At 71.6% G+C, this 19372-nt stretch carries 21 protein-coding genes; 7 read left to right on the plus strand and 14 right to left on the minus strand.

What is annotated here, in order from left to right; translation table 11 throughout:
* Positions 1–214 precede the first annotated feature (214 nt).
* From FV227_RS19125 to FV227_RS19145, 5 genes are all read right to left on the minus strand, one after another.
* Entirely contained in the window at positions 215–475 is a 261-nt protein-coding gene (locus FV227_RS19125; RefSeq protein ID WP_147728480.1) for an exodeoxyribonuclease VII small subunit, read from the minus strand.
* Positions 476–619: 144 nt separating this feature from the next.
* Positions 620–1132, minus strand: a complete 513-nt coding sequence (locus FV227_RS19130; RefSeq protein WP_147859690.1) for a protein tyrosine phosphatase — start codon at positions 1130–1132, stop codon at positions 620–622.
* A 26-nt stretch (positions 1133–1158) separates the two neighbouring features.
* Positions 1159–1719, minus strand: coding sequence for a hydrolase (locus FV227_RS19135; RefSeq protein WP_147859703.1), 561 nt, complete (start codon positions 1717–1719; stop codon positions 1159–1161).
* A gap of 29 nt (positions 1720–1748) precedes the next feature.
* The gene (locus FV227_RS19140; RefSeq protein ID WP_147859691.1) at positions 1749–2384 is read right to left on the minus strand and encodes a DNA-3-methyladenine glycosylase I; all 636 of its coding nucleotides are present in this window, start codon (positions 2382–2384) and stop codon (positions 1749–1751) included.
* Between the two features lie 5 nt (positions 2385–2389).
* Complete coding sequence (locus tag FV227_RS19145; RefSeq protein ID WP_147859692.1) at positions 2390–3238, minus strand: folate-binding protein YgfZ; 849 nt, start codon at positions 3236–3238, stop codon at positions 2390–2392.
* A 118-nt stretch (positions 3239–3356) separates the two neighbouring features.
* On the opposite strand from FV227_RS19145, the gene FV227_RS19150 reads away from it, so the two are divergent.
* Positions 3357–4694 (plus strand): dihydroorotase, encoded by a 1338-nt coding sequence (locus FV227_RS19150; protein ID WP_147859693.1) that lies wholly within the window; start codon positions 3357–3359, stop codon positions 4692–4694.
* 25 nt (positions 4695–4719) lie between these two features.
* Here the strand turns inward: FV227_RS19150 and FV227_RS19155 are convergent, their stop codons facing one another.
* From FV227_RS19155 to FV227_RS19175, 5 genes are all read right to left on the minus strand, one after another.
* On the minus strand, positions 4720–4974 hold the full coding sequence (locus tag FV227_RS19155; protein WP_147728485.1) for a hypothetical protein: 255 nt from the start codon (positions 4972–4974) through the stop codon (positions 4720–4722).
* A gap of 160 nt (positions 4975–5134) precedes the next feature.
* Positions 5135–5572 carry a TIGR02301 family protein gene (locus tag FV227_RS19160; RefSeq protein ID WP_147859704.1) on the minus strand — a complete coding sequence of 146 codons (438 nt, stop codon included), beginning with the start codon at positions 5570–5572 and terminating at the stop codon, positions 5135–5137.
* A gap of 26 nt (positions 5573–5598) precedes the next feature.
* Complete coding sequence (locus FV227_RS19165; RefSeq protein ID WP_147859705.1) at positions 5599–6033, minus strand: NUDIX hydrolase; 435 nt, start codon at positions 6031–6033, stop codon at positions 5599–5601.
* Between the two features lie 26 nt (positions 6034–6059).
* Positions 6060–7166 (minus strand): hypothetical protein, encoded by a 1107-nt coding sequence (locus FV227_RS19170; protein ID WP_147859694.1) that lies wholly within the window; start codon positions 7164–7166, stop codon positions 6060–6062.
* Positions 7159–7881 (minus strand): SDR family oxidoreductase, encoded by a 723-nt coding sequence (locus tag FV227_RS19175; protein ID WP_147728807.1) that lies wholly within the window; start codon positions 7879–7881, stop codon positions 7159–7161. Before FV227_RS19175 ends, FV227_RS19170 begins: the two co-directional genes overlap by 8 nt.
* Positions 7882–8141: 260 nt before the next feature.
* On the opposite strand from FV227_RS19175, the gene FV227_RS19180 reads away from it, so the two are divergent.
* Positions 8142–8693 (plus strand): carboxymuconolactone decarboxylase family protein, encoded by a 552-nt coding sequence (locus FV227_RS19180; protein ID WP_244030504.1) that lies wholly within the window; start codon positions 8142–8144, stop codon positions 8691–8693.
* A 7-nt stretch (positions 8694–8700) separates the two neighbouring features.
* Here FV227_RS19180 and pdxH read toward each other — a convergent pair whose 3' ends face one another.
* Entirely contained in the window at positions 8701–9279 is a 579-nt protein-coding gene (gene pdxH, locus FV227_RS19185) for a pyridoxamine 5'-phosphate oxidase (protein ID WP_147728809.1), read from the minus strand.
* Between the two features lie 203 nt (positions 9280–9482).
* On the opposite strand from pdxH, the gene FV227_RS19190 reads away from it, so the two are divergent.
* The 3 genes from FV227_RS19190 (at position 9483) to fabI (ending at position 12057) form a co-directional block, all read left to right on the plus strand.
* Positions 9483–9977 carry an RT0821/Lpp0805 family surface protein gene (locus FV227_RS19190; protein ID WP_244030506.1) on the plus strand — a complete coding sequence of 165 codons (495 nt, stop codon included), beginning with the start codon at positions 9483–9485 and terminating at the stop codon, positions 9975–9977.
* Between the two features lie 171 nt (positions 9978–10148).
* The gene (locus tag FV227_RS19195) at positions 10149–11051 is read left to right on the plus strand and encodes a DnaJ C-terminal domain-containing protein (RefSeq protein ID WP_147859695.1); all 903 of its coding nucleotides are present in this window, start codon (positions 10149–10151) and stop codon (positions 11049–11051) included.
* 139 nt (positions 11052–11190) lie between these two features.
* Positions 11191–12057 carry an enoyl-ACP reductase FabI gene (fabI, locus tag FV227_RS19200; RefSeq protein WP_243932978.1) on the plus strand — a complete coding sequence of 289 codons (867 nt, stop codon included), beginning with the start codon at positions 11191–11193 and terminating at the stop codon, positions 12055–12057.
* 27 nt (positions 12058–12084) lie between these two features.
* Here the strand turns inward: fabI and FV227_RS19205 are convergent, their stop codons facing one another.
* Both FV227_RS19205 and FV227_RS19210 read right to left on the minus strand, forming a co-directional pair.
* Positions 12085–12432 carry an AAA family ATPase gene (locus FV227_RS19205; RefSeq protein WP_147859696.1) on the minus strand — a complete coding sequence of 116 codons (348 nt, stop codon included), beginning with the start codon at positions 12430–12432 and terminating at the stop codon, positions 12085–12087.
* Between the two features lie 24 nt (positions 12433–12456).
* Positions 12457–13455: a polyphosphate kinase 2 family protein gene (locus FV227_RS19210; protein ID WP_147728845.1), complete on the minus strand. Its 999-nt coding sequence runs from the start codon at positions 13453–13455 to the stop codon at positions 12457–12459.
* Positions 13456–13644: 189 nt separating this feature from the next.
* On the opposite strand from FV227_RS19210, the gene FV227_RS19215 reads away from it, so the two are divergent.
* Positions 13645–14241, plus strand: a complete 597-nt coding sequence (locus FV227_RS19215) for a histidine phosphatase family protein (protein ID WP_147859697.1) — start codon at positions 13645–13647, stop codon at positions 14239–14241.
* A 224-nt stretch (positions 14242–14465) separates the two neighbouring features.
* Positions 14466–18536 (plus strand): Pls/PosA family non-ribosomal peptide synthetase, encoded by a 4071-nt coding sequence (locus tag FV227_RS19220; protein ID WP_147859706.1) that lies wholly within the window; start codon positions 14466–14468, stop codon positions 18534–18536.
* 85 nt (positions 18537–18621) lie between these two features.
* On the opposite strand, the gene FV227_RS19225 is transcribed toward FV227_RS19220, so the two are convergent.
* Positions 18622–19278, minus strand: a complete 657-nt coding sequence (locus tag FV227_RS19225) for an alpha/beta hydrolase (RefSeq protein ID WP_147726378.1) — start codon at positions 19276–19278, stop codon at positions 18622–18624.
* Positions 19279–19372: the final 94 nt, after the last annotated feature.

A 19372-nucleotide genomic window follows, 5' to 3' on the forward strand; every position in this document is an offset into this window, starting at 1 on the left:
GACCGCCCGTCACCGACACGGCCTCGATCATCTCCGAGCGAACCGCGTCCGCCACCGCCCGGAGATCGCTCTCCGGAAGCAACCGCAACGCGGACGTCTCGGACAAACCGTCCAAAATCGAGGGGGCCGGCATCGAGGGGGTCTGCGTCACGGGTTCGGCCTCATATCGATCTCGAACGCCGAACGAGGCTGCGGTGCTCGAGCACGGCGCATCTCAATCGACGTCCAGGGGTGCGACGCCTTCGGCGCGCCCGTCGGGTGTCAGGGTGATGCGCTGGATGCGGGCCTCGGCCCGCTTCAGCAGCATCTCGCAGTGGCGCTTCAGCGCCTCGCCGCGCTCGTAGATCGTCACCGATTCGTCCAGCGCCACGTCGCCCTTCTCCAGGCGGCGGACGATGTCCTCGAGCTGCTCCAGGGCCTTCTCGAAGGGCGTGTCGGCGGCGATCGCGGTCGCGTCGGGTCGGCTTTCGGTCATCCCTACAGGATCCTTTGGTGCGGTTCTAAGGCGGAGGCGGCGACCGCCACAACCCCACGTGCCTTCGCGGCGGGCGGAGACACGCGGTTTTTCCAGCCGGCGGCGACGTTTGCGCCACACCGGTATGCCGGTGGGCTCGACCGGTCAGCCGAGCTCGAAACGAAACGGCGTGCCCTCGAAGGCGTCCGCCCCGCGGCCGATCGCGGTGACGGCCGAGACCATCCGGCCGTCGCGGCCGAGCAGCCGGTCGGCGATCTCGACGAACAGGCGGTTCGGCGTCGCCGACGGCGAGGCGAGGCGTAACGCCGCGGCGGCCTCGGCCTCGTCGCGGGCGGGATCGAGGGCGCAGGCGGCGATGTAGGCCGCGGCGGTCGAGCGGCTGATGCCGGCGTAGCAGTGGATCACCATCGGCTTCTCGCGCGGCCACGCCGCGACGAAGTCGAGGATGGCGCGCACGTGGTCCTCGGCCGGGAGAACGTACCCGTCCGTCGCGACCGCGATGTCGCTGACGCCGACCACCGCGTGGCAGCCCTCGGCGATCGTCGCCGGCCGCTCCGGCGCCGAGGGCAGGTTGAGCAGCGTCAGGACGTGGCTCGCCCCAGTCGCCGCGATGGTCTCGGGCAGGCGCGACAGGGGGCAGACGTGCAGCGTCGGCATCTCGGGTCCGGGTTCTGGGTCGGGTGTCAGGATTTCGCGAGCTCGGCGAAACGGTCGAGATAACGGGCCTGCGCCTGCGCGGTCGGCCAGGGGTCGAGCAGGGCGAGGACCGGCTCGGGCAGGGTCTCGTGCCGCCCGAAGTAGCGCGTCGCCTCGTCCGGCGCGAATCCGGCGAGCTGCACCGCCTCGGCATGCGCCGCCACCCGGTCCGCACGCTTGACCAGGCGGGCGAAGGCCGGGTTCGGCGCCTCGAGCCCGAAGCGCCGGCGGATCGCAGCGAGCAGGCGGCGCTCGACGCCCTTGTAGGAATCGCCGATCGCGGCCTTCAACGGCGAGATGATGTCGCCGACGACGTATTCCGGTGCATCGTGCAGCAGCAGCTCGAGGCCCTGTGCAGGCGTGCACCCGGGCGTGAGATGCAGGCCGACCGCCTCGACCAGCAGCGAGTGCTGCGCCACCGAGAAGACGTGCGGCCCCGCGGTCTGCCCGTTCCAGCGGGCGACGCGGGCGAGCCCGTGGGCGATGTCGGCCACCTCGATGTCGAGGGGGGAGGGGTCGAGCAGGTCGAGCCGGCGGCCCGACAGCATCCGCTGCCACGCCCGCGGCTGCAGCGCGCTCAACGGCCCGGCTCCGCCAGCGCGGCGCAGGGCGCGTGGCGATGGCAGCCGACGAGGTGATCGTTGACCATGCCGACCGCCTGCATGAAGGCGTGGACGATCACCGGGCCGCAGAAGGCGAAGCCTTCGGCCTTCAGCGCCTTGGCGATCCGCCGCGACACGTCGGTCTCGGTCCGGATCTCGCTGCGGGTCCGCGCGCTGCCCTGGATCGGCCGGCCGTCCGGCAGGTGATCCCACAGGAAGCGCGAGAAACCGGGGCCGCGCTCCTCGATCCGCAGCCAGGCGCGGGCGCCGGCGACGGTGCCGACGATCTTGGCGCGGTTGCGGATGATGCCGGTGTCCTGCATCAGCCGCTCCACGTCGGCCTCGGTGAAGCGCGCGATGGCCTCTGGATCGAACGCGGCGAAGGCGCGGCGGAAGCCGTCGCGCCGGCGCAGGATCGTGATCCACGACAGCCCGGCCTGGAAGCCGTCGAGAATCAGCTTCTCGTAGAGCGCGCGGCCGTCGTGCTCGGGCACGCCCCATTCGCCGTCGTGATAGGCGACGTAGAGCGGATCGAGCCCCGCCCACCAGCACCGGGCGCAGCCATCGGGATGGCGGACGAGGCCTTCGACCGGATGCGATGCCTCGGTCATTCAGTTCAGCCCGCCGCGACGTCCGGCATCGCGAAGCTGGCGAAGGCCGGGCGCTCCACGGTCAGCACCTTGCCGTCGGCGCGCAGCGGCTCGCCTGCCGCGATCGCGCCGGCGAGGCGGTCGAGGCGCAGCATCGCGAGGCCGCGCCCGGCGGCACGGCTCCCCGTCACGCCGAGCACCTTGGCGCCGGCGGTGATCTCGGAGCCGGGCGCGGCCGCCTCGCCCGCGGGATAGGTGGCGGGCAGCATGCGGGTGCGGGCTGTGCCGCGGTGCTGCATCCGCGAGACCACCTCCTGGCCGACGTAGCAGCCCTTGCGGAAGTCGACGCCGCCGAGCTGGTCCATCAGCGCCTCGTGCGGGAAGGCGTCGCTGAACGGGAAGTCGCGCCCGCTCTCGGGGATCCCGAGCGCGATGCGGTGAGCGTGGTACTCCGCTTCGGACGCGTCCGCGGAGAAGGCGCCCGCCGCCGCGTAGAGCCGCGCGCCGAGGCCTTCGGCCCGGGCGTCGGCCACGGCGTCGACCTCGACGGCAGTGGTGGCGCCGTCCCAGGATGCGGCGATGGCGATGGTCGGATCAACCGCGATCTCGACCTTGGCGCGCAGGCGATAGAGGGTCAGGCGCTTGGCGAGCGCCGCAGCCTGTTCGGCCGGCACGTCTAGGCGGTACCCGTCGGCGATCCGCGAGATCAGGAAGTCGAACTGGATCTTGCCCTGCGGCGTCAGCAGGGCGCCGAGGCGCGCCTCCGCCTCGCCCAGCGTCTCGACGTTGCATGTGATCACGCCCTGGAGCAGGGCGGTGGCGTCCGGCCCGGTCACGGTGACGAGGGCGCGGTCCGGCAGCAGGGCAATCGGCATGGCAAGTCCTCACTCGGCCCGATCGGGCCTTCCAGGCCGCGCGATTGCGCGAGGATGAGGCGTGACATAAGCCGCCGGGGACCCAGCCTCAACCAAGGCGTTTCCGATGGCATCCCCGATGGACCAGCCCTTCGACCTCGTCCTCTCCGGCGGCACGGTGGTGAACCAGGACGGCACGCACCTTGCCGACCTCGGCATCCGCGGCGGGCGCATCGCGGCGATCGGCGACCTCGCGCAGGCAGCCAGTGCCGAGCGGCAGGATTGCGCCGGCCTGCACCTGCTGCCCGGCGTGATCGACACCCAGGTGCATTTCCGAGAGCCCGGCCTCGACCACAAGGAAGATCTCGAATCCGGCTCGCGGGCGGCCGTGATGGGCGGCGTCACCGCCGTGTTCGAGATGCCGAACACCAACCCGCTCACCACCAGCGCGGACGCGCTCGCCGACAAGGTGGCCCGCGCGCATCACCGGATGCATTGCGATTTCGCTTTCTGGGTCGGCGGCACCCACGAGAACGTGGCGCAGCTCGCCGAATTGGAGCGGCTGCCCGGCGCCGCCGGCATCAAGGTGTTCGTCGGGTCCTCGACCGGGTCGCTGCTGGTCGAGGACGATGCGGGCGTGCGCGCCATCCTCACGGCGATCCGCCGCCGCGCCGCCTTCCACTCCGAGGACGAGCCGATGCTGCGCGCGCGCAAGGATCTCCGCGTCCCCGGCGACCCGTCCTCGCACCCGGTCTGGCGCTCGCCGGAGGTGGCGATGGCGGCGACGCGGCGGCTGGTGGCCTTGGCGCGGGAGACCGGCGCCCGCATCCACATCCTGCACATCTCGACCGGCGACGAGATGGACTACCTCGCCGACCACAAGGACGTGGCGAGCATCGAGGTGACGCCGCATCACCTCACCCTCGACGGCGACGAGGCCTATGCGCGGCTCGGCACGCTCGTGCAGATGAACCCGCCGGTCCGCGGCGATGCGCATCGCCGAAGGATCTGGTGGGGTCTCGGGCAGGGCGTCGCCGACATCCTCGGCTCGGATCACGCGCCGCACCAGCTCGACGAGAAGGCCAAGCCCTATCCGGACTCGCCGTCGGGGATGACCGGGGTGCAGACGCTGGTGCCGATCATGCTCGACCACGTCGCGGCCGGACGGCTGTCGCTCGAGCGCTTCGTCGACCTGACGAGCGCCGGGCCGAAGCGCCTGTTCGGCATCGCACGCAAGGGGCGGCTCGCGATCGGCTACGACGCCGACGTGACGGTGGTCGACCTCAAGCGCCGCGAGACGATCCGCAATGCCTGGATCGCCTCGAAGAGCGCCTGGACGCCCTACGACGGCAAGACCGTGACCGGATGGCCGGTGGGGACGGTGGTGCGCGGGGCCCGCGTGATGTGGGACGGTGTGCTGACCGCGCCGTCGCGCGGCGAGGCCGTGACCTTCGAGGAGGCGCTGGCACGGGCCTGAGCCCGCGCCAGCCGCAGCATCGGGATCAGTGCTGGAGCGCGGTGGTGAAGGCGCCGCCGCGGATGCGCTCGGGGAATCCCTCGGCGTAGCGGGCGGTCGCCTCCTCGCCGTAGGTCATGACCAGTTCCTGGAAGGCGGCGAACAGGGCCGCCTGAGCCATGCAGTCGCCGTCGAGACCGTCGAGGCAGCCCTCGGCGAACGCCTCGGACACGTAGCCCAGGGCGGCGCGCTTCTCGTCCACGTCGGCTTCGAACGGGGCGGTCTGAGTGCTGTTCTGCATGGCGCGTCGTATCCGTTGCGCGCGGGCTGGAGGCCCGGCGTACGGAAAGGATGATAGGCGGCTCACGGGTCCGCGACCAGCCGGGAATTGCGAAGCGGTTAACGCGGATGGTCGAATACGACGGTTTCCCCGGATGCTTCTGCCGTGTGGCCGGTTTGCATCAACCGCCGAAACGGCCGGCCAGCGCGTGCGACAGGCGCTCCCCCTCGGCGACGAAGCGGCCCGCCGCCTCGTGCGCGGCCGGCGTGCAGACGCGGTAGGTGGAGGCGTAGCCGCGGTAGCCGCGGTTGTACGCCCCGGCGAGGCGGTCGCGCCGCCCGGGCGTGACGCCCTCGGCCTCGATCAGCGCCTTCATCCGGTTCGGCCACTCGGCGGCGTCGGCACCCGCGCACAGCTCGCGCAGGAAGGCCAGCGATCCGATGATCTCGGACAGCCGCGTGAGGTCGCGGTCGTAGGGTGCGGCCTGCTCCGGGGGCGGCGGGGGCGGCTCCTTCTCGGCAGGCTTCGGGGCTTGCCGCGCCGGGGGGCGCTGCTGCGCAAGCGCCGGAGCGTGCGCGGAAACGGTGAAGCCGGCGCCGACCGCGAGGACCGGCAGGATGAGGTGCAGGAAGGACGGCTTGCCGATCACGGGCGGTCCCCGGGTCGACGGGCGGCGACCTTCGCGAAGGCGTCCGCCAACGTGTCGGCGAGACCCGGCGTCGTTTCGAGGTCGGCGATCTCGTCGCGCGTCGCCCAGCGGACGGCGAGGGCTTCGGGGCCGGCCTCCGGCTCGCCGCCGATCCAGAGGGCCGCATGGGGGTAGACGACGTAGTGATGGCGCACGCGACCGTCGGGCTCGCGCTGGATGATCTCGGTCGGCGGCAGGACGCCGATCATCTCGGCGTCGAGACCGACCTCCTCCTTGAGCTCGCGCAGGGCGGCGTCGGCGATCGCCTCGCCGGCTTCGACCAGCCCGCCGGGGAGGGTCCAGACGCCGCGCATCGGCGCATTGGCGCGCGCCGCCAGCAGCACCCGGTCGCCGCGGATCACCGCGATCGACGCGCCGACGAAGGGGCGCATGGGAAACAATCGCGCATCGGCCTCGCTCACGGCTTCGTCCCATCCGGCGCGACGACCGCGACGCGTCCGTCGGACAGGCCGACGAGGATGCGCACCTTCGTCCCGCGCCCGAGCGCGGCGACGCCGTAGGCGGCGGGGGCGGGCAGCGCGATCCGCGCGCGCTCCCTGATGCCGCCCTTCAGCGAGACCAGGGCGATGGCCGAATTGTCGGCGACGGGCAGAGCGAGGTCCGCCTGCGCGCTGCCTTCGCCCTCAACCGCGGCGGCGAGATCGACGTCGCCCGGGCCGGAGGCGTAGCCCGGCGCCTCGCCGGCGGGGGTGAAGGCGTCGACGGCCGGCGTCCAGAGCTGGAGGCGCCCGCCCTTCGCGAGAACCGCGGCGACCTGCGGCGATCCGGTCCCGGCGAAGTCGGCGACGGCGGCGATCCGCAGCGGAGCGCCGTCCTGGAACGGCGTCCGGGCGGTGACGGCCCAGTCGCCGATGCCGGCGCGGGTGACGAGGGCCAGACCCGACGCATCGCCGCCGTGGAGCGTCGCCACGACGAAGGCCTGGCGTCCGGCGAGGCGCACGGCGCGCGGCCTCGCGAGGGCGAAGGTCGCGTCCGGGCCGGCGGCGACCGTCACGGTCGAGACCGGCACCGGCTTCGGATCGCCGCCCATCGCCACCGGCTGGCGCTCGCGGATGGTGAGGCCCGCCGCCGAGGGGGCGGCGCCGATCGCGCGGGTGACCCCGGTCGGGTAGGCGGAGGCCGCACCCGACAGCGTACGGCGGGGGCCCGGAACGGCCCCGCGCGGCGTCTCGGCTGCCGTCAGTCCGTCGATCGCCTCGGCACCGAGCAGCGTCGACCTGATCGCACCGTCGACGAGGCTCAGGGCCGCGCCGCCCTCCTTGCCCCAGACCACGACGAGGGGCGCGCTCTCCTCCTCGCCGACGTCCGGCGCGGCCGGCGCCGCCGTCGGCCGGGCGAGCGGGATCAGCCCGGACGTCGCCACCGCGACGGCGACCTCGCTCCGCGGCCCGCGCATCGCGGTCGCCTGGAACGGCAGATCGAGGATCGTGACCGCCGGCTCGGCGGCGGCGGGCGTGGCGGCGAGAACGACGAGGAGCAACCAGCGGGACAGCCGGTCAGACATGCTGCCCGCCGTTGATGTGAAGCTCAGCGCCGTTCACGTAGGACGAGGCCTCGGTGCACAGGAAGTAGATCGCCTTGGCGACCTCGTCGGGCGTGCCGAGGCGGCGCTGCGGGATCTGCTCGACCAGCTTGTCGGTTCCGGGCGACAGGATCGCGGTGTCGATCTCGCCGGGCGAGATCGCGTTGACGCGCACGCCCAGCGGCCCGAAATCGGCGGCCATCTCGCGGGTCAGGCCGGCCAGCGCCGACTTCGAGGTGCCGTAGGCCGCGCCCGCGAACGGGTGGACGCGCGACCCGGCGATCGAGGTGACGTTGACGATCGACCCCTTGGCGCGGGCGAGTTCGTCGCGCAGGCCCTGGGCGAGCAGCACGGGCGCGAAGAAGTTCACCTGGAACACCCGCTGCCAGGTCGCGAAGTCGGTCGGCAGGGCGCCGAGGCGCTCGCCGTTCGGCCCCTTCGGCGAGATGCCGGCATTGTTGACCAGCGCGTGGAGCAGCCCGCCCTCGATCGACAGCCGCTCGGCGACCTCGCGGACCCCGCGCACGGTATCCTCGGCGTCGGCGAGGTCGACCTGGAGGTGGTCCTCCGGGCCCATCTCCCACGGGCAGTTCTCGGGAAAGGCGTGGCGCGAGCAGGTGATCACCCGCCATCCCGCCGCGGAGAAGCGCTTGACGGTGGCGTGGCCGATGCCCCGGCTCGCCCCGGTGAGCAGCATGACGCGACGGCGTTCGTTTCCGGGTATGGCCAAGGCCGTGCCTCGCTTCCGATCGGGGTCGGCGCCGGGGCACCCCGGCGGGCCGCCGCGCTGAGCCCAAGGTCTAAGCGCAGCCGGCCCGAAAATCCAGGGACTTCGCCGCGTCGCAACACCGGCGGGGACGCTTGACGGGGCACCGATGCGGCGGGATCACCGGGGCTCCGCAGCCCCTCGCACCGGATCGCCCCCTCATGCCGACCACGGCCCGCCCCACCGATCGCATGCCCGCCATTTCCGCGGATCGGCTCACCCCGGCGCAGCTCGCGGCGTCGGACGCGTTCTTCGCAGCGCGCAAGACGCCGGTCTTCGGCCCGTTCGTGCCGCTGCTGCGCAGCCCCGACCTGATGCTGCGCGCGAGCGACATGGGCCTGTACCTGCGCTACGACAGCGTTCTGCCGCTCAGGATCAGCGAGTTCGCCATCCTGATCGTCGCCCGCGAGTGGAGCCAGCAGATCGAGTGGCAGATCCACCATCCGATCGCGCTGAAGGCCGGCGTCGACGCGGACGTGGCGCAGGCGATCGCGGAAGGCCGGCGGCCGGAGGGCATGTCGGCCGAGGAAGCCGCGGTCTACGCGTTCTCGACCGAGCTCCAGCGCAACAAGGCGGTGAGCGACCCGACTTACGCGGCCCTGGTCGCGCTCTACGGCGAGCAGGGCGCGATCGATCTCACCGGGATCAACGGCTATTACGCCCTGCTCGCGATGACGATGAACGTCGCCCGCACCGCCCTGCCGGAAGGCGTCGCGCCGCCGCTGCCGCCCCTGATCCCGTAGCGGCTTCTCAGGGATAGAGGCGCGACCGGTCCCAGCCCTTGCCGTTGCAGGTGAACCGGACGCGGTCGTGCAGGCGATAGTCGCCGTTGCGCCAGAACTCCATCGCCACCGGGGCGATCCGGAACCCGGTCCAGTTCTCCGGCCGCGGCACCGGCCCGTCCTCGTAGCGGGCCGACAGCTCCGCCACCTCCGCCATCAGCGCGTCGCGGCCTGCGAGCGGGCGCGACTGACGGCTGGCGATGGCGCCGAGCCGGCTGTCGCGGTGGCGACTGGCGAAGTAGGCGTCCGCCTCCTCGGGCGTCACTCGCGACACCGGACCGCGGACGCGGATCTGCCGGCGCAGGCTCTTCCAGTGCAGCACGAAGGCGGCCTGCGGGTTGGCGGCGAGCTCCTCGCCCTTGGCCGATTCGACGTTGGTGTAGAAGACGAAGCCGCGCTCGTCGAAGCCCTTCAGCAGCACCATCCGCACGTCCGGCAGGCCGTCCGCGCCTGTGGTGGCCAGCGCGATCGCGTTGGCGTCCTCGGGCTCGGACGCCGTCGCCTCGGCCATCCAGGCGGCGAACAGGCCGAACGGATCGTCGCTCAGGGTGAAGTCGGCGGCATCCGGGACCGCATCGCGCCCGCCCGACTCATCGATCTTTAACGCGTCCACGACTTAATCCTCCGTTGTGAGATCCGGGTCGGGGGGCACCGACGTTGGAGCACACTTACGCGCCATCTCGTCTTGGGTTCAGGGTCTCGGGTTCAGGTGTAATGCGTCGTCGCGACAAGAAGGAAGGGGCTGCGGCGATGCCGCGGGGGGAAGCGCGGGCTGGGCGGCTCCCGCCGGTGGCACTGGCCGCGGGTCTCGCGTCGATGCTCTGCGGCTGCAGCCAGCCGCTCCTGATCTTCCGGGCGGATGCCAATCCCGAGGCCAGGGCGGAGACCGTCGCCGACGAGCCGATCGTCACCGGCAGCATCAGCCGGCGCCCGACGAGCTTCGGCTCGGACCTGGGCGAGGAGGATTGGCGCCGCGCCTACGCCGCGCTCTCGGTCGCTCTCGACCCGCAGGGCAACGGCAAGCCGGTGAAGTGGGACAACCCCGAGACCAGCCTGCGCGGCACGATCAACCCGACCGGGCTGCCCTACGTCGCCCACGACCTGATCTGCCGCGATTTCCTCGCCAGCGTGATTGCTCCCGGGAACAACCGCTTCGTGCGCGGCACCGGTTGCAAGCCGTCCGGCGGCGAGTGGGAACTCAAGCGCATCCGCACCGGCAAGGCCGGATCGGGCAAGACGAGCTGAGCGCGAACGATGCGAGGCGGCTCGGCCGCGTGACGCGTTCGGGTTGACGCCGGCCGCGCTTGCGCCGAGTCTCGTCGCCCCTACGTTGCGCGAGAGCAACAGGCCGCCCACATGCGGCCTGGATGGCCGCTGCTCCACAGCCGGCGCGAAACCACGAAGTTCAAGAGACCGATGCGCAATCCCTACGAGGTGCTGGGCGTCCCCAAGGGCGCCGGCGAGGCCGAGATCAAGAAGGCCTACCGCAAGCTCGCCAAGACCTACCATCCGGACACCAACAAGGACGCGAAGGCGAAGGATCGCTTCGCCGAGGCGAACGCCGCCTACGAGATCCTCGGCGAGCCGGAGAAGCGCCGCCAGTTCGACCGTGGCGAGATCGACGCCGACGGCAAGCCGCGCGCGACCGGGTTCGAGGGCTTCGGCGGCGGCCGCGCCGGCGGGTTCGACTTCAACAACGCGGCCCGCGGCCGCGGCGGCCCGGCGGGGGGCGTCGGGGAGGACATCTTCTCGCACCTGTTCGGCGAGGCGTTCCGCGCCGGCGGCGCCGGGCCGGGCCAGCGCCCGCCCACCCGCGGCGAGGACGTGGCGGCCGAGCTCGGCGTCACCCTCGAGCAGATCGGCAGCGAGGAGAAGCTGCGGGTCGGCCTGCCGGGCGGCCGCGAGTTCGACGTGATGATCCCCAAGGGCGTCGTGGACGGGCAGACGATCCGCCTGCGCGGCCTCGGCTCGCCCGGCGGCCCGCGCTCCGAGCCGGGCGATGCGCTTCTGACGATCCGGGTGCTCCCGCATGCCCGCTTCACCGTCGAGGGCGCGGACCTGCGCGCCACCGTCGACCTGCCGCTCGAGGATGCGGTGCTCGGCGGCGCGATCCGCGTGCCGACCCTGACCGGCGCCGTCGAGATGAAGATGCCGCCGATGACCTCGTCCGGCCGCACCTTCCGCCTCCGCGGCAAGGGCCTGCCGAAGAAGGACGGCACCCGCGGCGACCTGCTCGCCGTCACCGCGATCCAGCTGCCCGCGGACGACGCGGCCCTGGCCGAGTTCGTGAGGAGCCGGCGCACCGCGCGGGCCGAGTAGCCGGCGGCGTATCGCGCCGATCCGGCGGACTTCCGTCCCCGACGCGCCTCCGCTAAGGATGCCTCCGGCGCGAGACCGCCGCCTCGTCGAGCGGGGCGGCCGGGAGTCCCGGGTGCCGAAGCGAATTTTCGGGTGTGGCATGGCGGCTTTCGACGCAACGGACGAGCAGGGCGCGGGCAGGGACGCCGCGCCGGGCAGCAACCTGCTCGCGGGCAAGCGCGGCCTCGTGCTCGGCGTCGCCAACAACCGCTCGATCGCCTGGGGCATCGCCAAGAGCGCGCATGCCCACGGTGCCAAGCTGGCCTTCACCTACCAGGGTGACGCCCTGAAGAAGCGCGTCGAGCCCTTGGCGCGCGAGCTCGACGCCCACGTCGTCGGCCATTGCGACGTCACCGACCCGGCCTCGATCGACGCGGTGTTCGCGGCGACCGCCGAGATCTTCCCCGAGGGCATCGATTTCGTCGTCCACTGCATCGCCTTCTCGGACAAGGACGAGCTGACCGGGCGCTACGTCGAGACGACCGAGGCGAACTTCACCAAGTCGCTCATGATCTCGTGCTACTCGTTCACGGCCGTCGCGCAGCGCGCCGAGAAGATCATGCCGAACGGCGGCTCGCTCCTGACGCTGACCTATTACGGCGCCGAGAAGTGGATGCCGCACTACAACGTCATGGGCGTCGCCAAGGCCGCGCTCGAAGCCTCGGTGCGCTACCTCGCCGCCGATCTCGGCCCCTCGAACATCCGCGTCAACGCGATCTCGGCCGGCCCGATCAAGACGCTCGCCGCCTCCGGCATCGGCGACTTCCGCTACATTCTGAAGTGGAACGAGTACAACGCCCCCCTGCGGCGCACGGTGACGATCGGCGAGGTCGGCGAGACCGCCGCCTACCTGATCTCCGACATGTCCCGCGGCATGACCGGCGAGATCCTGCACGTCGACGCCGGCTACCACGTGGTCGGCATGAAGAACCCCGAGGCGCCGGACCTGAGCCTCGACAAGGATTGAGGGCGGGCGCGCCGGCGAAGGCCGGCGTCAATCACCGTCCTCGAAATTCCCCGACAGCTTCAGCCCCGCGATCCAGGTCGCGCCCTGGCGCTTGATCACGCGGTGGGGCTTCGTGCCCCGCTCGTCGAGGACTGCGTCGGCAAGCCGTTCGGAATGGGTCACGAGCCAGACCTGCGTGCGTTCATCCGCCTTGACGATCATGCGAGCGAGGGGAGCCAGCAGGTCAGGGTGCAGGCTCGCCTCGGGCTCGTTCAGGGCGACGAAAGGCGGAAGCCGGTAGGCGAGCAGGGCTCCCGCGAGGGCGAGGAACCGGAGCATCCCATCGGAGAGCTCGGAGGCTTCGAAGATCCGCTTCGGATAATCGGGAAACACCATCCCGAACCGTGCCTCGCGGCGCCGTCAGTCCGGCACGACCAGATCCGCGATGCCCGCCACTGCTTCCGGGAACTGCGGGTCCATCGCGTCCAGCGTGTCGGCGATGGTGCGGGCGATGACGAGGTTGCGGAACCACTTCCGGTTGGCCGGCACCACGTGCCAGGGCGCATGCGGCGTCGAGCATCGGGTCAGCGCGTCCGAGAACGCCGCCTGATAGGCATCCCAGGACTTGCGCTCGACCAGGTCGGCCGGATCGAACTTCCAGTGCTTGTCCGGGTTCGCGATCCGCGCTTCCAGGCGCTGCTTCTGCTCGTCCTTCGAGATGTGCAGGAAGAATTTCAGGATGTGGGTCCCGGATTCGGTGAGCAGGCGCTCGAAGTCGTTGATCAAGCCGTAGCGCGCCTGCCAGACCGGCTCCGGCACCAGGCCCTTCACGCGCACGACCAGCACATCCTCGTAGTGGCTGCGGTTGAACACGCCGATCATCCCGCGCCCGGGCGTGCGCTGGTGGTAGCGCCACAGGAAGTCGTGCTCGCGCTCCTCGGTCGACGGCACCTTGAACGAGGCGACCGTGCAGCCTTGCGGGTTCACGCCTTCCAGAACCGCGCGGATCGTGCCGTCCTTTCCGCCGGTGTCGATCGCCTGGAACACCACGAGCAGGCTGCGCTGCCGCTCGGCGTAGAGCTTTTCCTGAAGCGCCTGGATCCGCGTGCGCTCGGTGGCGAGCGCCGCCTTCGCCCAGTCCTTGTCGAAGCCGCCGTCGGCGTCGGCGTCGACCTTCGCGAGATCGAACCGGCTGCCCGGCACGACGGTGACGATGCCGTCGGCCGCCGCGACGGAGGCGGGACCGTGCGCATCGATCAGCGCGGGCGCGATGCCTGCGATCTCGGCCGTCGCGGCCGCCCAGAGAGAAGAGGAAGGCGCCTTGCGCCGGGCATCCTCGACGGAACGGTCCGGCGACTTTGTCACACCGGCTGTCCCCGCCTTCTGGCGCCGATCCGTCTTGCGGTGCTTCTTGCTCATGGACAGACCTTCTACCGACCGATCGCGTCCCGGCCTAGATCGGGCACCCGCCTTGCATCCGAGGGCGACCCGATCCCTTCAGACCGCCATGCCCGATGGACGCCACGCTCATGAACCCGCCCGCGCAGCCGCCGCGAGACCTTCGCTCAGGACGCGACCGGTGAGGGCGCCGACCGGAACCGCCGGAGCGTGAGGCCCATCCCGACGATCTACTTCATCCGGCACGGGCAGACCGACTGGAACGCCGAGGGGCGCTTGCAGGGGCAGCGCGACATCGGCCTCAACGCCGTCGGGCAGGGGCAGGCGGCGGACGCCGCGGACCGGCTCGCGGCGCTCGCGGGCGACCGGCTCGCCGAGGCCGACTTCATCGCGAGCCCCCTGAGCCGCACGCGTCGCACCATGGAGATCCTGCGCGACCGCCTCGGCCTCGCGTCGACCGAGTACCGCAGCGATCCCCGGCTGATGGAGATCCATTTCGGGGCGTGGGAAGGGCAGACCTGGGCCGAGATCCGCCGCCGCGATCCCGGCGGCGCCGGCGCGCGCGACCGCGACCGCTGGGGCTATCGCCCCTCGGGCACCGGCGCCGAGAGCTACGCGATGCTGACCGAGCGCGTCGCGCCGGTCTTTTCCGACCTGGCGCCGGCCACCGTCGTGGTCGCCCATGGCGGCGTCGCCCGCGCGATGCTGGTGGCGCTCGGCCACCTCGACATTAAGGCCGCCCCGCGGATCGCCGTCCGCCAGGGCTCGGTGCTCGTCGTGGACGCGGCCGGATGGCGCTGGGCCTGAGGTTTGTCGCCGACCGTTCAAGCCCCGTTCAAAGGTCCGGTATACAGCGAGGTCTCGGGTCCGGTTCGCACGGCCTCGACCCGATCGGCGGACTGCCTCGATAACGGCACGATCCCGCGTCAGGAACGCGCTCCGATCGCCGGCCGGGTGCGCATGCGAGACAGACGGGAACCCAGCTCCGCCCGGAGCTGGCAGCGGAGCATGCGATGAGTAGCCTCGGCGAGATGATCCGGCCCGAAGTGGACCGGCACCCCGCGGCGACCCCGTCCGACCGGGCCGTGCTGCGCGGCCCGGTGCGTCCCGACCTGATCCGCGACGAGGTTCTTGGCGAGATCTTCGCCGAGACCGCGCGGGCACGGCCGGACCATCCGGCGCTGATCGACGGCGCCGCCAAGGACGCGTCGGGCCGGCACCCGCATCTCACCTATGCCGAGGTCTTCGCCCGCGCCGGACGGATCGCGGCGGCTCTCGCCCATCGCGGGATCGGACCGGGCGACGTGGTCGGCCTGTGGATGGCGCGCGGGCCGGACCTGCTCACCGCCCAGATCGGGATCACGCTGTCCGGCGCCGCCTGGCTGCCGTTCGACGCCGAGGCGCCGGCCGACCGGGTCGCGGTCTGCCTCGGCGACGCCGCTGCGAAGGCCCTGCTGGTCTCCGAGGCGCTGGCCCCGGGCGCGCCCGAGGTCGCGCCGGCCCTGACGCTCGATGCGCTGCTCGCCGGCACGCCCGCGGACGCGGCGACGCCGGACCTTCGCGCCGGCGGCCTGACGCCGCAGCATCCCGCCTACCTGATCTACACCTCCGGCTCGACCGGCGTGCCGAAGGGCATCGTCATCAGCCACGCCAACATCTGCCACTTCCTGCGCTCCGGAAACGCGCTCTACGGGATGGCGCCGGACGACGTGGTCTTCCAGGGCGCTTCGGTCGCCTTCGACCTCTCGATGGAGGAGATCTGGGTCCCGTACCTCGTCGGCGCGACGCTGTTCGTCGCGAGCCCGGCGATGATGGGCGACGTCGAGTCGCTGCCCCGGATCATCGCCGAGGCCGGGGTCACTGTGATCGACACCGTGCCGACGCTGCTGGCGATGATCACCGCAGACCTGCCGAGCGTGCGGCTGATCCTGCTCGGCGGCGAGGCGCTTCCCGAGCCGCTGGTCGCACGCTGGGCGACGCCTTCGCGAAAGCTGTTCAACACCTACGGGCCGACCGAGGCTACGGTGGTCGCGACCGCCGCCGAGATGCGCCCGGGCGTGCCGGTGACCATCGGCGGCCCGATCGCGAACTACTCGGTCTACGTCGCCGGCGAGGACCTGCGCCTGCTCGGGCGCGGCGAGCCGGGCGAGCTGCTGATCGGCGGCCCCGGCGTCGCGAAGGGCTACCTGCAGCGGCCGGAGCTGACCGCGGACAAGTTCATCGCCAACCCCTACGCCTCGGACGGCGCCGACCCGCTGCTCTACCGCTCGGGCGACGCGGTCTCGCTCGACGCCGGCGGCAACATCCTGTTCCACGGCCGCATCGACGACCAGGTCAAGATCCGCGGCTTCCGCGTCGAGCTCGGCGAGATCGAGTCGCGGATCCAGGCCCAGCCCGGGATCGCCCAGGCCGCGGTGGTGCTGCGCAACGACGACGGCGTCGACCGGCTGGTCGCGTTCATCGTGCCAGACCGCGGCCACGACCTCGACCGCGCGGCTTTGCGCCGGACGCTGGCCGAGCAGATGCCGCCCTACATGGTGCCCGGCCATTTCGAGGCGGCCGAGGTTCTGCCGCGCCTCACCTCCGGCAAGGTCGACCGCAAGGCGCTTCGCGTCGCGACGCTCACCATCGTCGATGCCGACGGCGAGCAGGAGCCCCCGGAGAACCAGACCGAGGCGGCGCTGCTGGCCGCCGCCAAGCAGGTCTTCGGCAACCAGCCGATCGCGCTCGAGGGCGACTTCTTCGCCGACCTCGGCGGCCATTCGCTGCTCGCCGCCCGCTTCGTCGGAGCCGTGCGCGAGGCCCCGGCGCTCGCCGGCATCACGCTGCAGGACGTCTACCGCGAGCGCACCCTGCGCCGGATCTCGGACGCGCTGATCGCCCGCACCGGCGGCGCCGGCATCGAGACCGCGATCCGCGACCTCGCCTTCGTGCCGCCGCCGCTCCGGCGCCGCGCGCTGTGCGGGCTCGCCCAGGCGGTGGCCCTGCCGTTCGTGATCGCGCTCGCGACCGCGCAATGGCTCGGCATCTTCGTCACCTACCTGCTGCTCACCGGCGGCGGCCTCGGCTTCTTCGGCGAGCTCGGCGTGCTGCTCCTCGTCTACGTGGCGATCAACGCGGTGACGGCGACCATCGCGGTCGCGGCCAAGTGGCTCGTCCTCGGCCGTACGAAACCCGGCCGCTACCCGCTCTGGGGCGCGTATTATTTCCGCTGGTGGCTGGCGCAGCGCCTGGCGCCGCTGGTCCACGTCAAGTGGCTGCAGGGCTCGCCCGCGATCGCCGTCTACCTCCGCCTGATGGGCGCGAAGGTCGGCCGCGACACCCTGATCTCCGACATCGAGATCGGTGCCCCGGACCTGCTCTCGATCGGCGACGGCGCGTCGCTCGGCGGCCGCCTCGTCGTCGCCAACGCCGAGATCGTCGGCAACGAGCTGGTGATCGGACGGGTCGAGATCGGCCGGGACGTGGCGGTCGGCACCTCCTGCGTCCTCAGCCACGACACGGTGATCGCCGACAACGCCGAGATCGCCGACCTCACCACCGTTCCGGCCGGCACGCGCATCGGCGCCGCAGAGCGCTGGGACGGCTCGCCCGGACGAAAGGTCGGGATGGCCGACGTCGCGGAGCTTCCGGAGCAGGCCCCGGCCTCGGCCCGGCGCCGGGCCGGCTTCGGGGCGATCTACCTCCTGCTGCTCGGCGCGATCCCCGCCGTCGGCCTGCTGCCGATCTTCCCGGCGTTCTTCATCTTCGACCAGATCTCGGACTCGCTCTCCGACATCACCGACATCGACTACCACTGGTACCTGCCGCTGCTGACATGGCCCACCGCCATGCTGATGACCGCCGGCACGGTTCTGCTCATCGCCGGCATCCGCTGGCTGGTGCTGCCGCGGCGGCGCTCGGGCACCTACTCGATCTGGTCCGGCTTCTACCTGCGCAAGTGGTCGGTGGCACTCGCCGCCGAGGTGACGCTGGAGACGCTCTCCTCGCTGTTCGCCACCGTCTACATGCGGGCGTGGTACCGCCTGATGGGCGCGCGCATGGGGGAGGGCGCCGAGATCTCGACCAACCTCGGCAGCCGCCACGACCTCGCCGAGGTCGGCAGCCGCAACTTCATCGCCGACGAGGTGGTCTACGGCGAAGAGGAGATCCGCCGCGGCTGGATGCATCTCCAGCCGGCCCGCACGGGCGCGCGGGTGTTCGTCGGCAACGACGCGGTGGTGCCGCCGGGCGCCGACATCCCCGACGACGTGCTGATCGGCATCAAGTCGAAGCCGCCGGCCAACGAGGAGATGGCGCCGGGCGACACCTGGTTCGGCTCGCCGCCGATCAAGCTGCCGTCGCGCCAGCGCGTCGACGTCGGAACGCTGGCTCAGACCTACGAGCCGGGCACGCTGGTCAAGCTCCGCCGCGGCGTGTTCGAGGCGTTCGCGACCTCGTTCTCGCCGATGCTGTACATCACCCTCGCGATCACCGCGATCGACTGGTACTTCTACCCGGCGATCCTCGAGCGCGACTGGAGCGGGCTCGCCGTCAGCTTCGTCACGGTCAGCGTCGCGATCGCGCTGATCCAGTCAGCCGCCGTCATCGGCATGAAGTGGGCGCTGATGGGCGTCTATCAGCCCGGCATGCGGCCGATGTGGTCGTGGTGGGCGATGCGCACCGAGGCCATCGCGGTCGCCTATTGGGGCTTGGCCGGCAAGGTGCTGCTGGAGCATCTCCAGGGCACGCCGTTCCTGCCCTGGGCGCTGCGTCTGTTCGGGGTGAAGGTCGGCGAGGGCGTGTGCATGCTCACCACCGACATCACCGAGTTCGACTGCGTGACGATCGGCGACTTCGCCACCATCAACCGCACCGCCGCCCTGCAGACCCACCTCTACGAGGACCGAATCATGAAGGTCGGCCGCGTCGTGATCGGCCGCGGCGTCTCGGTCGGCGCATTCTCGACGGTGCTCTACGACACCAAGGTCGGCGACTACGCGCGGCTTCGGCCCCTCACCATCGTGATGAAGGGCGAATCGATCCCGGCGCATTCGGAATGGGAAGGCGCACCGGCCGTGCCGGTGGTGCTGACCGCACCGGCCGATCGCGCGGTGGCGTGATCCGGTTGCGGGCGCGAGGCGGGAAAAAGGGCAGGCCGCCCGTTCGGCGCCTGCCCGCTGCGAGGCCCGCTCGAACGAAGTGGCCTCAGGCCACCTCGTCCTTCTTGCCGAGGCGCTTGTCGAGGTAGGTGTCGACCGTCTGGGTCAGCTCGTCGACGCGCCCGTCGAAGAAGTGGTTGGCGCCCTCGACCATCTGGTGCTCGATGATGACGCCCTTCTGGGTCTTCACCTTTTCGATCACCGGCATGACCTCGCGGGCCGGGGCCACGCGATCCTCGGAGCCGTGCACGAACAGGCCGGAGGAGGGGCAGGGCGCGAGGAAAGTGAAATCGTAGCGGTTGGCCATCGCGGCGATCGAGATGAAGCCCTCGATCTCGGGGCGGCGCATCAGCAGCTGCATCCCGATCCACGAGCCGAACGAGACACCGGCGATCCAGCAGGACTTGGCCTCGGGGTTGACCGACTGCACCCAGTCGAGCGCGGCGGCGGCGTCCGACAGCTCGCCCGAGCCGTGGTCGAAGGCGCCCTGGCTGCGGCCGACGCCGCGGAAGTTGAAGCGCAGGGCCGCGAAGCCGCGATTGGCGAACGTGTAGAAGAGGTTGTACACGATCTGATTGTTCATCGTGCCGCCGAACTGGGGGTGCGGATGCAGCACGATCGCGATCGGCGCGCCCCGCTTCTTGGGGGCCTGATAGCGACCCTCCAGTCGGCCGGCGGGACCGGTGAAGATGACCTCGGGCATAGTATCCTCGACTCCTGTGGCCATGCCGGGCGAGTCCGCCTGCCCGGATGGCCGTGTACGCCTCGACCTGCGCGGTCGCGCGACCGCCTTGACT

It is taken from the genome of Methylobacterium sp. WL119 (assembly GCF_008039875.1).
Taxonomy (GTDB): domain Bacteria; phylum Pseudomonadota; class Alphaproteobacteria; order Rhizobiales; family Beijerinckiaceae; genus Methylobacterium.

Coding starts and splice junctions, on each gene's coding strand:
- FV227_RS19125 (WP_147728480.1), bottom strand. CDS start 475: ATGACCGAAAGCCGACCCGACGCGACCGCGATCGCCGCCGACACGCCC.
- FV227_RS19130 (WP_147859690.1), bottom strand. CDS start 1,132: ATGCCGACGCTGCACGTCTGCCCCCTGTCGCGCCTGCCCGAGACCATC.
- FV227_RS19135 (WP_147859703.1), bottom strand. CDS start 1,719: ATGCTGTCGGGCCGCCGGCTCGACCTGCTCGACCCCTCCCCCCTCGAC.
- FV227_RS19140 (WP_147859691.1), bottom strand. CDS start 2,384: ATGACCGAGGCATCGCATCCGGTCGAAGGCCTCGTCCGCCATCCCGAT.
- FV227_RS19145 (WP_147859692.1), bottom strand. CDS start 3,238: ATGCCGATTGCCCTGCTGCCGGACCGCGCCCTCGTCACCGTGACCGGG.
- FV227_RS19150 (WP_147859693.1), top strand. CDS start 3,357: ATGGACCAGCCCTTCGACCTCGTCCTCTCCGGCGGCACGGTGGTGAAC.
- FV227_RS19155 (WP_147728485.1), bottom strand. CDS start 4,974: ATGCAGAACAGCACTCAGACCGCCCCGTTCGAAGCCGACGTGGACGAG.
- FV227_RS19165 (WP_147859705.1), bottom strand. CDS start 6,033: ATGCGCCCCTTCGTCGGCGCGTCGATCGCGGTGATCCGCGGCGACCGG.
- FV227_RS19170 (WP_147859694.1), bottom strand. CDS start 7,166: ATGTCTGACCGGCTGTCCCGCTGGTTGCTCCTCGTCGTTCTCGCCGCC.
- FV227_RS19175 (WP_147728807.1), bottom strand. CDS start 7,881: ATGCTGCTCACCGGGGCGAGCCGGGGCATCGGCCACGCCACCGTCAAG.
- FV227_RS19180 (WP_244030504.1), top strand. CDS start 8,142: ATGCCCGCCATTTCCGCGGATCGGCTCACCCCGGCGCAGCTCGCGGCG.
- FV227_RS19190 (WP_244030506.1), top strand. CDS start 9,483: ATGCCGCGGGGGGAAGCGCGGGCTGGGCGGCTCCCGCCGGTGGCACTG.
- FV227_RS19195 (WP_147859695.1), top strand. CDS start 10,149: ATGCGCAATCCCTACGAGGTGCTGGGCGTCCCCAAGGGCGCCGGCGAG.
- fabI (WP_243932978.1), top strand. CDS start 11,191: ATGGCGGCTTTCGACGCAACGGACGAGCAGGGCGCGGGCAGGGACGCC.
- FV227_RS19205 (WP_147859696.1), bottom strand. CDS start 12,432: ATGGTGTTTCCCGATTATCCGAAGCGGATCTTCGAAGCCTCCGAGCTC.
- FV227_RS19210 (WP_147728845.1), bottom strand. CDS start 13,455: ATGAGCAAGAAGCACCGCAAGACGGATCGGCGCCAGAAGGCGGGGACA.
- FV227_RS19220 (WP_147859706.1), top strand. CDS start 14,466: ATGATCCGGCCCGAAGTGGACCGGCACCCCGCGGCGACCCCGTCCGAC.
- FV227_RS19225 (WP_147726378.1), bottom strand. CDS start 19,278: ATGCCCGAGGTCATCTTCACCGGTCCCGCCGGCCGACTGGAGGGTCGC.